General features: G+C 61.7%; 11 protein-coding genes. 6 read left to right on the top strand and 5 right to left on the bottom strand.

The features are described from left to right. On the top strand, positions 1-405 hold a 405-nt coding region (locus AB4Y99_RS18545; RefSeq protein ID WP_441524348.1), incomplete at its 5' end, for a hypothetical protein. 1,044 nt (positions 406-1,449) lie between these two features. Here the strand turns inward: AB4Y99_RS18545 and AB4Y99_RS18540 are convergent. Next, positions 1,450-1,905 (bottom strand): Ros/MucR family transcriptional regulator, encoded by a 456-nt coding sequence (locus AB4Y99_RS18540; RefSeq protein WP_441524347.1) that lies wholly within the window; start codon positions 1,903-1,905, stop codon positions 1,450-1,452. 351 nt (positions 1,906-2,256) lie between these two features. Here AB4Y99_RS18540 and AB4Y99_RS18535 point away from each other — a divergent pair, with 351 nt between their 5' ends. Further along, positions 2,257-2,406 carry a hypothetical protein gene (locus AB4Y99_RS18535; RefSeq protein ID WP_441524346.1) on the top strand — a complete coding sequence of 50 codons (150 nt, stop codon included), beginning with the start codon at positions 2,257-2,259 and terminating at the stop codon, positions 2,404-2,406. A gap of 650 nt (positions 2,407-3,056) precedes the next feature. Here the strand turns inward: AB4Y99_RS18535 and AB4Y99_RS18530 are convergent. Next, positions 3,057-4,295 carry an NRAMP family divalent metal transporter gene (locus AB4Y99_RS18530; RefSeq protein ID WP_441524349.1) on the bottom strand — a complete coding sequence of 413 codons (1,239 nt, stop codon included), beginning with the start codon at positions 4,293-4,295 and terminating at the stop codon, positions 3,057-3,059. Positions 4,296-4,657: 362 nt separating this feature from the next. On the opposite strand from AB4Y99_RS18530, the gene AB4Y99_RS18525 reads away from it, so the two are divergent. Next, on the top strand, positions 4,658-4,960 hold the full coding sequence (locus AB4Y99_RS18525; RefSeq protein ID WP_441524345.1) for a DUF1236 domain-containing protein: 303 nt from the start codon (positions 4,658-4,660) through the stop codon (positions 4,958-4,960). Between the two features lie 81 nt (positions 4,961-5,041). On the opposite strand, the gene AB4Y99_RS18520 is transcribed toward AB4Y99_RS18525, so the two are convergent. The 3 genes from AB4Y99_RS18520 to AB4Y99_RS18510 form a co-directional block, all read right to left on the bottom strand. Continuing rightward, the gene (locus AB4Y99_RS18520) at positions 5,042-7,291 is read right to left on the bottom strand and encodes an amylo-alpha-1,6-glucosidase (protein ID WP_441524344.1); all 2,250 of its coding nucleotides are present in this window, start codon (positions 7,289-7,291) and stop codon (positions 5,042-5,044) included. Positions 7,292-7,354: 63 nt separating this feature from the next. Further along, complete coding sequence (locus AB4Y99_RS18515; protein WP_112764434.1) at positions 7,355-8,407, bottom strand: glycosyltransferase family 4 protein; 1,053 nt, start codon at positions 8,405-8,407, stop codon at positions 7,355-7,357. Positions 8,408-8,482: 75 nt separating this feature from the next. After that, positions 8,483-9,697, bottom strand: coding sequence for an MFS transporter (locus tag AB4Y99_RS18510; protein WP_441524343.1), 1,215 nt, complete (start codon positions 9,695-9,697; stop codon positions 8,483-8,485). A gap of 336 nt (positions 9,698-10,033) precedes the next feature. Here AB4Y99_RS18510 and AB4Y99_RS18505 point away from each other — a divergent pair, with 336 nt between their 5' ends. The 3 genes from AB4Y99_RS18505 (at position 10,034) to AB4Y99_RS18495 (ending at position 11,800) form a co-directional block, all read left to right on the top strand. Then, positions 10,034-10,528, top strand: a complete 495-nt coding sequence (locus tag AB4Y99_RS18505; protein WP_441524342.1) for a YciE/YciF ferroxidase family protein — start codon at positions 10,034-10,036, stop codon at positions 10,526-10,528. Between the two features lie 91 nt (positions 10,529-10,619). Then, positions 10,620-11,162, top strand: coding sequence for a hypothetical protein (locus tag AB4Y99_RS18500; RefSeq protein WP_441524341.1), 543 nt, complete (start codon positions 10,620-10,622; stop codon positions 11,160-11,162). Between the two features lie 29 nt (positions 11,163-11,191). Further along, positions 11,192-11,800 (top strand): cysteine hydrolase family protein, encoded by a 609-nt coding sequence (locus AB4Y99_RS18495; protein ID WP_441524340.1) that lies wholly within the window; start codon positions 11,192-11,194, stop codon positions 11,798-11,800. Positions 11,801-12,178: the final 378 nt, after the last annotated feature.

Raw genomic sequence — 12,178 nt, 5'->3', positions numbered from 1 at the left:
TCGCATGACTCCGCGGATTATGGCGTGTCCACCGTCCTCTTCAGCTTGGAGACGCCCGTCAACGGCAAGCCCGCTTCCCGACCGATCGGGACCTTGGCGACTCACTTGAAGGAGAGCGACATGTGCTTTCGCGCCGGCGTCTTGGTCCTTGCGCTTTGCTGTTCGGCACAGGCGCAGATTTCGCCGACCGGACCACCACAGAATGCGCCGCCGGCAGAGACCATACAGCCCGCGCCGGCTCAGTCTGAGGACGAGGCGAGGCAAAAGCTGGCAGCCAGCGGCTATCCCGATGTCCGCGAGCTCGCACGTACCTCGGATGGGGGATGGACCGCCAAGGCGCTCGTAAATGGCCGCACCTCGACGGTTGATCTGAATCCCAAGGGMGAGGTTAGGAGCCGGGATTAATTTGGMGCCACCAGRACGGCCAGGATGTACGCCGACTTGGWTCGCTCTCGCTCATCCGATGCGGATCATGGCTSGCTTCTGCGGGAAAAGCAGGAGGTTGACGCGATATCGCTGCGCTTCGGGAGTTACTCCCCGAGATAGTTGAAGCCACAGGCGTCGATTCGCAACAACTTCGCTTATGTCGGCTGTTCTAAACACCTCCGGCACTGTGGGTGAAGCAAGCCGATCTCATGGACAACATCAATGAGGACCGGCGGCTGCGCATGCGCTTCCACTCGTCGCTGACCTTGGCGGCCGCTCTCTTCGCTCTCGGCTTTCTCCTAATCTACAGTTGGCTGGCGCGTCGGTGGTGACTCGTCTGCTAGACTTTGGGTGGCAAGCTTCCGCGATCAAAAACCGGTACGGATTCGGTCGGTCCCTCGGGGCTGTTGCCCACGGGAATATCCTCTGCTGCCTTCCGCAYGGCCTCCTCGGCCTCGCTCAGGCCGTCTGGGGTATCGTTCGCATCGCTGCCTTCGTCGTGCACATTGGTACGGTSGCTCGTTCGCCTGCCGGTTTGCAYCGAATCRGAAGCGAGCGGGCTTTCCGCTGGYGTGACCAAGCGCCGCTCATCTTCGAGCAATGTTGGATTCTCACGTGGCTTTTGCATGGCATTCTCCTTCATTGGAGGAAGCCATTGRGTTSGGGTTTGTTCCTTGACTGTTATTGCAAGGGTGAGCTGATGCCGCGACCATCTTGTCGAATAGGGTAAGCGCCCTCGGGCTAGAGCCACTACATGACCTATTCGGCCTGATCTGATCCATGTCGATCCCGATACCTCAGCCTGGACTGCAGGTTCAGAYCCGGYTGGTCATGAGCGGGCTGCTATYGCYATGTCTGGTCATTGCCTCTTCTGCCGAAGCAGCGGCGACGAAAAATTCCTGGCGATCAGTCGACGTCAGCGACGTCGCTTCGATCTGATAGCGTTTCGGGTACCGATACCGGTGGACTTAGCGCGCWTACCAAATCCGGCGCGAACTCGACCGTCGCGCCGGCTGAAATGCCTCAAGCTGACGCCTTGACCYGACCGCGCTTCGGAGTCGCAGGCTCCGGCGCCGTCTTCCGACGCTCATTGCCGAGGCCCATTTTCTTCGCAAGCTGCGAGCGAGCCTCGGCATAGTTCGGCGCGACCATAGGATAGTCGGGCGGAAGGTTCCATTTCGCACGATACTGATCGGGCGACATGTCRAAGGCGGTGCGCAGGTGCCGTTTTAAAGATTTGAAACGCTTGCCGTCCTCCAAGCATATCAAGAAGTCGGGGGTGATCGACCTCTTGATCGACACTGCCGGAGTGGCTTTTTCCTCGAGCACCGGCGCGGGAGCTTGGCCAAGTCCGGTCAGCGCAGCGTGCGTGCTAGCAATCAACGCCGGAAGCTCAGCCGTTGGCACGCTATTGTGGGCGACAAATGCCGAAACGATATGCGCGACCAGGTCGCCGAGCGCTCCGTTGTTTTCTGACAATTTCAATCTCCTCGGCCTCTGACGAGAGCTTACGATTCAACCCTTTTATTACAGAGTTTTTATTTGGCAACAAATCTAGAAGAACTTTCATTAATTCTCAACGTTCAGACGCAGAAATTCGACAACCAATCGCTAAAACGCGCGGTCCGGCCGGACCTGCATCCAAATCGAAGATCGCGCGAGCCAGAYGGAAAAACTCCGRYGCTGCCGACGATTCATTTGCWGCAGAGGAACGGCTTCCGACGCTCCGCGTTTACCGGCGATACAATTCGGGGAAGATCCGTGYCGGAACATCCACCACCACCGCCGCCTCGCCAAGCTGCCAAAGGCGCGCTTCTGATTGTCGTGACCATGGCCGCGATCATCGTTACGATCTTCATCGGCTTTAACATCTACCACGCCAAGACGCTTCGCGAGGAAAAGGCCGGTCAAATCGATCAGCGAGACGCCCCCAAAAGTCCGACGGATTTGCAGGCCCCACGAAATCCGCAGCGGCCCTAAAGGTCGCGCCTTTACGGCCATCGATCGCGCTGCTGGATTGCCTGTTCAGCCGCCGACGAGACGGCCGTTCAGGAAGACATTGAGCGGGATATACGGCCGAGCGGGCGATCAAAAGATGTCCTCGATCTCTGCCGGCTTTGCCCTCCTCCTGGCACGCATCATGAACTCGAGGTCAAGCGCGGGAAGAATGTCGCAACGCGTTCCGAACTGCGTCCCGGGCGCGCCACTCTCTGGTCGCTTGACGCAGCTTCGTTCGATCCCCGACGCTCGTTTGGTTCAAGCCGATCTTGCGGCGCTGCCGGCGGATGGCGAATTTGCTTAGGCGTTCAGGCTATCTGGTCCACGGCGCCCCCCTTAGGTACGCCGTATACGGCAAAGCAAATAAATGTCAGATACGCCTCGGTATATATAAGACCTTCCGCCGCGTCTCCGTGCCAGACGGCTTCTCACGCTTGGGCTGGCGACCGATACCATGTCGCTCTCTCGAAGATCGTCGGCGATGCCCGGATGGCCCCTTCGAATGCAATTGCGGTCGCTGTCCTGCTCGTCAGGCTTTGGAACATACGGGCCTGGCGGCGTGGTTACATTTGAGAGCCAGCGCTCACTTGTGAGCGGGTAGCGACTGGCGGTGCACGAAGTTGGTCTCGCGGTCAGATCGCAGTGATCGCCATCCCGATGACCGCCGCGGCCATCGCCGCTGTGGCGATCCACCCGAGCACTTTCAAAGCCCGCCCGATCACGAACTGCTTCATGATCTTCGGATCGGCCGCCAGAAGCATCAGGATCACCATGATTGGCACGGCGACCACGCCGTTGATCATGGCGCTCCAGACCAGCGCCTTGATCGGGTCGACTGACGTGAAGTTCAAGGCRACGCCGATGGCCGTGGCGRCCGAGACAGCCAGATAGAAAGCCTTCGCCTCTCGCGGCTYCCGGGASAGGCCGACGGGCCATTTGGCGGCTTCTCCGATCGCATAGGCCGCCGAACCCGCSAGAACCGGCACCGCCAGGATGCCCGTTCCGAGAATGCCGATCGCGAAGATCRCYTTCGCGAARGAGCCRGCGATCGGCTCCAGGGCTTTGGCCGCATCGACCGAACTCTGAATGTCCGTCAGTCCAGCCGGGTTCAAGGTCGAGGCCGTTGTCGTCACGATCGCCAGCGCAATTAGGTTGGAGATCGCCATACCGACCGCCGTGTCGAGCTGAATCCGTTCGCGCGCGGGCGTTGCCTGTTCGGGATGTTCGACGAGAGGTTCTTCCCGGGGCTTCTCCTTGAGGTCCTCCGCCTCCTGCGAAGCTTGCCAGAAAAACAGATACGGGCTGATGGTGGTCCCGAAAATGGCGACGACGATCGACAGATAGTCCGCGTCGARCGAAAGCCTGGGCAGCACRATGCTCGTCGCRACGGYCAGCCAGTCGACCTTCACGACGAACAGCGCTGCGACATAGGCCAAGAGAACCAGCGACAGCCATTTCAGCACCGCGACGTAGCGCTTGTATTCCATCAGAACCTGCAAGCCGATGCAGATTGCACCGAAGAACGCGACGTAGATGTGGGCGGGACCTCCGGCCAACATCTTCAGGGCGTCGCCCATCGCGCCGAGGTCGGCTCCAATATTGATGATGTTGGCCACCAGCAGAGGGATGGTCACGGCATAGGCCACCCATCTCGGGTAGCAACGCGCAATATTCCCGGCGAGGCCGCGTCCCGTCGTCCGGCCGACCCGGGCGCTGATGATCTGGATCGCCACCATCAAGGGGTATGTCAGGACGAGCGACCAGCTTGCGCCATGGCCGAACTGAGCCCCTGCCTGCGAATAGGTGGCGATACCGCTGGGATCGTCGTCGGACGCGCCCGTGACCAGCCCAGGACCCAGCAACGTGAGCAGCCGCGGCTTACTAGGTTCGACGACCGGATCGCGAGCGGACCCGGGGTCGGATCGAGAGGRGGWGTCGRCWACCAAGTTCTGCGTTCCCRGCGGCAGCTCCCGCCAGGCGAAGGTTGGCTCCGCAGTTGGACGGAATATGCCCTGGCAACCTGATCAACGATATTGCCRAGCTGGCGGTTCCTCGGAGGGGGSCMTGCCGCGGCACRYCRGRTTCGCMGATTCGATCGCGACCTTYCCAACGCGCAGCGCGGCGATCSGTRYGGGTGAATTCCCGACCTGGCCAAGCCCGTYACAGCGAGCCGGAACAAGTGAGRCRCAGCGAGGTTAGCGGACCAGCGGGGGGACCAAAGGGGAGAACCTCAATGCGCACTSTTATCGCAACATCGCTCGCTGCATGCCTCGTCTGCTCAACGGCAATTGCGCAGACGTCGACCACCACCATCACGACGGACCAGCAGAGCAAAGTGAAGACCTACGTGATGAAGGAAAAGCCGGCTTCRGTGAAAGTGACTGAAACTGTCGCCGTCGGCGCGGCTCTGCCGTCATCGGTGACGTTGCATACGCTCCCGGCAGATGTCGGCGTCCAATACCGCTATGCCATCGTCAACGACAAGACGGTCCTGGTGGAGCCGACCTCGCGCAAGATCATCCAAGTGATCGAGTGAGCCTGCCRAAGCGCCCGATCWCCTCTGAGGAGATCGGGCGCTTTGAAATCTATCTGGCGTGATGTCCGGAACTGGCTGCGGCTACCTCGTTTTGATCATCGTGACCCGCGCGTTGCTTTCGTCCCAGCGCTTCAGGACGTTGAGCGTGATATCGCTTTGGTGGCGGTGTACGCGAAGGTCGAACTGGGAATCGCCCAAGGTCAGCTCGTGAATAATCACATCGTCGAGGAAAGACGGTAGGACAGGGTCGACGAGCTTGACCTCGTTTGCCGCCGCGGGAAGCTCYAAGCCGAGGCAGGCGGACAGCATCGCGAAGGGAGCTGCCGCRGCCCAGGCTTGAGGCGAGCAGGCCACSGGATAGGCCGTCGGCCCGCGGCGCGACTTTCGCAAAAAGCCGCAGAACAGCTCCGGCAAGCGCTGCTGTTCCTGATGGGTCGCGACGTTGAAGATGGCTTCGAATAGGCGCGAGGCCTCCAATTTGAAGCCGTAGGCACCCAAGCCGATGGCGATCAAGGCATTGTCGTGCGGCCAGACCGAGCCATTGTGATAGGACATCGGATTGTAGCGCACTTCCCCAGTATTCAGTGTCCGGATGCCCCAGCCGCTGAAGCTGCCTTCGTTCATGAGAGTTCGAGCAATCCGCTCGGCGCGCTCCGGGTACGCGATGCCTCCGAACAGAGCGTGTCCCGCATTCGAAGAACGAACTCGGCAGGGACGCTTGTCGCCATCGAGCGCCAGCGCATAGGAGCCGATCTCCTCGCACCAAAAGGCCCGGTCGAAGCGCTCACGTAACACCARTGCCTGCTGCGTCAGCTCGTCGGCGCGCAAGTCGAAGCCTTGGGCGCGGGCCATGACGGCCCCCGCCCGTTTGGCGGCATAGGCATAGGCCTGAACCTCGACGAGSGCGATCGGGCCCCGCGCCAACGATCCATCCGCATGGGAAATCGAATCATGGCTGTCCTTCCAGCCCTGGTTGGCGAGTCCGTTTTCGGTCTCGCGAAAGTATTCGATGAAACCGTCTCCGTCGCGATCTCCAWATGTGTCGCACCAAAGGAGCGCAGCCTCGATGTTCTTCCAGAGCCGCTGGATCGTCGCGAGATCGCCGGTACGGTCRAAATACTGGCCCGCGAGCATGACGAAGAGTGGCGTGGCGTCGACGGAGCCGTAGTAGAATCCGAACGGCACTTCCCCCAGATTGGCCATCTCGCCGCTTCGCCGTTCATGAAGGATCTTGCCGGGCTGCGCATCCGCAACCGGGTCGCTGCTTACGGCCTGCGCCCGCGCCAGATGCAGCAAGACCCCACGTGCCACCGCCGGATCGGCCCACAAGAGCATCATCGCCGTAATGATCCCGTCCCGTCCGAACATGGTGGAGAACCAGGGAATCCCGGCATAGGGGTAGAGCCCGTCGGCTCCGCGGGTCACGAGTGTATAGAGATCCGAGGTCGACCGGCTCATCAGGTCGGTRAARAGGGCGTTCGACGACTTGACCTTGGATACGTTAGCCGTCAGCGCACGAAGGCCCCGGCGGGCATTCTGGTAGGCCTTGGCGAACTCCAGCGGCGGCGCGCCGGGCGCGGTACCGATGGGCAGGATATCGCCCCTTGAAGCCTCAACCAAATCGCAAGCGACAGTCAGGAGAAGCGAGGTCCGCTCGCCTGGTTCGAGGCGGAAACGGAACGAGGCCAGGCCATTCCTCAATTCGTATGGGTTGGGCTTGAAGCGCAGGACCGTTCTTCTAACCCTGTCGTCGAGGCCGCGATACGCGAAGCGGACCCCCTCCGACGCGATCTGCGTCTCCGTCTCGCCGCGCCGGGCGCGCTTCATACCGCGAACTTCAAAAAGATCYCGAAAATCCGCGCCGAAGGACAAGGACAGCGTGAACTCATGCGGGACCCGGTCAAAGTTGCGCAACCCGACCCGTTCGTAACAGACCGCGTTCCAAAGGAACTTCGTCCGCTCGATCGCGATGGCGTCCCGGGGAATGGCGGTTGATCCGTCACTCCGGATAATCTCAGGATTGGCGAGATCCACCGTCAGGGCGGTGTTGTCGTCCTGGATTACCGAGCCGAGGAGCAAGGGGCGCTTGTCCTCGAAGAACAGTTCCAGCCGAGAGAGATGCCGGGTGTCGTTGCAGAACAAGCCCTCGGAGGTGTCCGGCGTGATCCCGATGTCGCCGTGGCTATCGAGGACGGCAAAAGTGTCGCCGGATTTCAAGGTCCGCAGCGGACGCTCGACGAGCGAGGGATGCGCATCAAGGGCATGATCGGACGAAGGCTCAGATCGTCCGGCAATTTCCGGCTGTCTTGAGGCAGCGATCTGCTCATGCATTCCAAGTTACTCCTCGTCGGAGGCCCGGCGGTTCGTTCACCCGATTGGCTCATGGCTCTGCGTCTATTCTGCGGCCTTGGTGTAACCTTGTGGCGAGGACAGAAGACGGTCGAATGCCTCGAGATAATCGCGGGCCATCCGCTCGGCGGTGAAATGCTGCTCGAAATGGGCCCTCACCTTTGAACGATCCATGGCGGTGCTGCGCTCGCAGGCTGAAACGGCCTCCGCAATCGAGTCGACGATGATCCCGGACACTCCGTCTCTAACGATCTCCGGCACGGAGCCGTTGCGCCARGCRATCACGGGAGTTCCCGCCGACATCGCTTCGATCATGACGAGGCCGAACGGCTCCGGCCAGTCGATCGGAAACAGGAGAGCCCGGGCGCCKCCGAGAAAACCGGCCTTCTGCGCCTCGTCGATTTCTCCAATGAACTCGATCAACGGATGATCAAGCAGCGGCTCGATTTGAGACCTAAAATATTCCTCGTCGACCGCATCGACCTTCGCCGCGATCCGCAGACGCATGCCGGCACGCTTGGCGATCTCGATCGCGCGGTCAGGTCGCTTCTCGGGCGTGATCCGTCCGAGAAAGGCAAGGTAGTCCCCTCCCCGCGCCTCGAACGGACACAGGCCCGGCCCCAGGCCGTGGTGGACCGTCGCCAGCCAGTTCGCGGTGGATGGCATGGGTGTTCGCTGTCCGTCCGAAATCGAGATCAGCGGCATCCGCGGGAAGGCCTGATAGACCGGCAGGAAATCGGGCAAGTCCAGGCGACCATGCAGCGTCGTTACGCATTTATGGGTCAGGTCCGAGAACATCGCGTGCTGGAGCAGATCGAGATGAAAATGAATGACATCGAATGACTCCTGCCGTTCCCGGACCTTCGCGAGCATGGCGAGGTGGCTGGCCGTGTGATCTCGGATGCCTGCCAGCCGCAAGCCCTGCGGTGCGCAGGCGACCAGTTCGGCCGAGGTCTGGGAATCGCCGGAGGCGAACAAGGTGACCCGATGTCCTTGCCGCACGAGTTCCTCGGTAAGCCACGACGCTACCCGTTCCGTGCCGCCATACAATCGCGGAGGAACTGACTCCGCCAGCGGCGCAATTTGCGCGATCCGCATCCCCTTGCTCTCCGGCCCATCCGACCCGCGAACGCGGGCGAGTTTTCAACGCCGGTCCGAGCCGAAAGTTCGGGATCAGAACTCTTCGACGTGGGATTCCGCACGTATACTCGAGACAGTCTCCGGCATGGCCATCAGGATGAGGAGGAGAGCGATCACGCCCACCCCGGCGAGCACGGCAAAGGCGATGCTGTAACCACCCCAAACGACCAGGCTGCCTGCGAATGCATAGCTCGACGCTCCTCCAATCCCTTGAATGGTACCGAGCATTCCGCGCGCCATGTTGTAGCGACCGCTGCCCAGGACGGCGCCGTACAGAACGAGCGGCAAGAGCACATCGAACAGCCCGGCTCCGATTCCGTCGAGGAGCTGAAAGGCGATCATCCAATAGGGCTCGTCGACCACGGCGAACAGGATGCCGCGCAGCGGCAGGGCCGCGAACGCTAGGATAAGCAACGGCTTGCCGCCGATCCGGTTGGCGCGCATCACGAGGAAGGCCATCGGGATAGTCGCGAGCTGGGCGACGATGATGGCGGCCGACGTCACGGCGGACTCGAAGCCCTTTGCTTCGAGCGCCAGCTTCTGGCTAGCGAGAGCCAGCATCGGCGCATTGGCGAAATGGAACAGCGCCGTACCGATCGCCAGCACGGTAAAGGGGCGTTCGGCGAACAATTGCCGCCATGGATACGGCCGGCTATTTTCCGGGATGACTTCATCGAGGCCGCGAGCGCGCTGATGATCGAGGGCGCCGGCCGGGATTGAAAGAACGGCGATCATCGAGAGGCCGGCGAACAGCGGAAGCATGTAGAAGACACCACGTTGCCCGAAATGCGTGCCGACCACCGCGGCCAAAGTGGCAATGAACAGGTTGCCGAGCCGGTCGAACGCGGCGTTGCGCCCGAGCTGCGCAGCAGCGTCGCGGGCTCCGTAAAGTCCGAGCGTGATCGCCGCGATCGTGGGCGCAAAGACGGCCCCCAGAAGCGCCATACTGACATCCGCGACGAACACGACCGCTATCGTCGGATAGGTCGCAATGGCGGTTCCCAGAAGCGCAAGGAGCCAGGCCCCACCAATCATGAGACCGCGCTTGGCGCGCGTGGCGTCGATCAAGGCGCCGATCGGCGCATGAAAGGCAATACCGATAAGACCGCTGGCGGTGAGCAAGGCTCCGATCTTCGCTTGGTCCCAGCCGACCTCCGTAAGCAGGAAGACATTGACGTAGGGCCCCAGCCCGCCGCGCAGATCCGCCAGCAGGAAGTTCAGCCAATCGAGGCTTGCCCGATGCGACATTCGCTCTTCGCTTCGCGAGTGCCCACGCTCAGCAAGGCCGGAGCGAAACGGTGTTCCGCTGGAGCCTTTTCCTAGCGCCACAGCCAGTAATCGTTGTCGACGAGTCACGGTTCCGTGCGGCGGCGATCTGGATCCGGCGCCCCAAATCGCCATTCGCGCATCGCAATCGCCTGGGACTAGCAGTGACCTGGGATGTTCGTTCGCTCATAGGGCGAGAGCTCCTCTGGCCAGCACGCCGGCCTCCATCTCTCGGTCGCAAATATCGCCCCGCTGAAGACTGGAACCCAAGTCGGCCAGTGCGGTTAAGGGGTTTTCACGTCCAGCCAGGAGGCTCCAATGGCCGCTGAACCCAAGAAGCTCGACGACCTCTTTCTCGATACGCTCAAGGACATCTATTTTGCCGAGAAGCAGATCCTGAAGGCTTTGCCGAAGATGGCGCGCGCAGCCACTTCGCCGGAGGTCAAAAAGGCGTTCGAGACCCATCGAGACGAAACCGAAACCCATGTCGAGCGGCTCGCCGAGGTGTTCGAGCTTCTCGGGAAGGCGCCTCGCGGCAAGACTTGCGACGCTATCCTCGGCATCATCGACGAGGGAAAGAGCATCATCGAAGAGTTCGAGGGCAGTCCCGCGATCGATGCGGGTCTGGTCGCCGCCGCTCAGGCCGTCGAGCACTACGAAATCGCCCGCTACGGCACTCTCAAGACCTGGGCTAATGAGTTGGGCCTGAAGCAGGCCGTAACCCTCCTCGACCAGACGCTGAGCGAGGAAACCAAGACCGATCAGCTTCTGTCTAAGATCGGCATCTCCTCGGCGAACAAGAAGGCAGCCTGATGCCCCTTTGGTGCATCGCAACCGAAGGGCGCCCGCTTCCGGAGCATGCGGACCTTAGCGATCCCGCAATCTCCGGGAGCTTGCGAACGAGATGACGGCGACATTCGAAATCCGCCGCTCCGGCAGCGATTGGATTCTGACGAGCGGCGCGGCGGTGACCCACCTTCGCAAACCGGCGAGAGGGGTGGTCGAAGACGCCGTTACCAAGTGGCAGAGTGCGGAAGGAAACCCCATGCGCATAACGACAGCGGAAGCCTATACCGAAGCGGCCGCGCGGATTCAGAGTCTGTCCGACGCCAAGGAGGGCAGTCCGCAGGCAGAGGAACTGGCAGAACTCATTGCAGCGGTGAGGCAGTGGGACGCTCGCAAATCCTCCCTGGGTCAGGGGGATGCATCAGCGCCTGGAAATACCCGAACTGCGCAACGGCCAGGTCAGCCCGGCGCCGCAGACGAAACTCGGGCAGGTCCAAACCCGAGGTCTCCTCACCCGACGGGAGCCCATCCCCCGTTCGCACGCGGCGATACCGAGAGTTTTGCGGCGGCGAAGCATGAAGCGGACCCAGCAGAATCATCCGGAGATGCCCTGCCCGCCGGTCGGCGCAGCGGAATGACCCGTTCGATCCGCAAGACCTGATCGCCGGAGATTTCTTGAAGGGATGAGCAATGGCGGCCCATGGGCTGGTGCATGGCGAGCTCGGCCTGAACTGCATTCACCTTTGCGTCGACATGCAGCGACTTTTCGGGCCGGGTTACCCTTGGGCCTTCCCTTGGCTCCAGAAGGTTCTGCCGGCGGTCGAGGAATTATGCGGATCTCACCCGGAACGGACTCTCTTCACCCGCTTCATCCCGGCCGAGCGCGAGGGKGACGGGCGCGGCACATGGCAGCGCTATTATCGGAGATGGCCGSAGGTCACCTTGGAAAGGGCCGGCGTCGAAGCCGTCCAGCTCCTGCCCTCTCTGGAGCGGTTCGTTCCGCCCGCGCATGTGCTGGACAAGAAGGTCTACTCACCCTGGAGCGAAGGCCGCCTCGATCACTTCATGGCGGAGCGTGAAATCGATACGGTCATCGTCACCGGTGGCGAGACCGATGTCTGTGTTCTCGCGACCGTGCTCGGAGCCGTCGATCGAGGCCTGCGGGTCGTGCTGGTCACCGACGCCTTGTGCAGCTCATCTGACGCAACCCACGACGCACTGATGGAACTGTACCTTTCCCGCTTCAGCCAGCAAATCGAGGCCGCCACCACCAGCGAGGTCCTGGCACAGTGGCGGTAGCGGGTGGTTCGACGCGGGAGCGGATCGGCCATTCGCCTGCCGCCACGACCGATACTCGGACCACGTCGCCAACCGCCTGGAGCAAGAGCGGCTCGACGACGCGCCATTCGAAGTCGGTCAGATCATATCGGCTCATCTCAATGCTGCGCGCGCCGGCTGACAACTTCGGCCTTGCCAGCGATCATGAAGACCAAGCGATTTAGTTTGGGTCCGCGGTCGAAGTCCTATCGTCATTGCCAGCTTTTCGGCCACGCAACAGTCGCCACAGGGATTTCGATATGCGCCGCGTCGTCACGCGGGCGCCGGCCTCCCGTCGCTCAAGCAGCACCTTGCGATCGTGAAATTCCTCGAGCTCTGCGCGATGGCCCACGCTGATGA

Origin of the sequence: Allobosea sp. TAB14, from assembly GCF_052113865.1 — a bacterium.
Lineage (GTDB): Bacteria > Pseudomonadota > Alphaproteobacteria > Rhizobiales > Beijerinckiaceae > Allobosea > Allobosea spartocytisi.
This window is presented reverse-complemented; position numbering and strand designations above follow the sequence as displayed.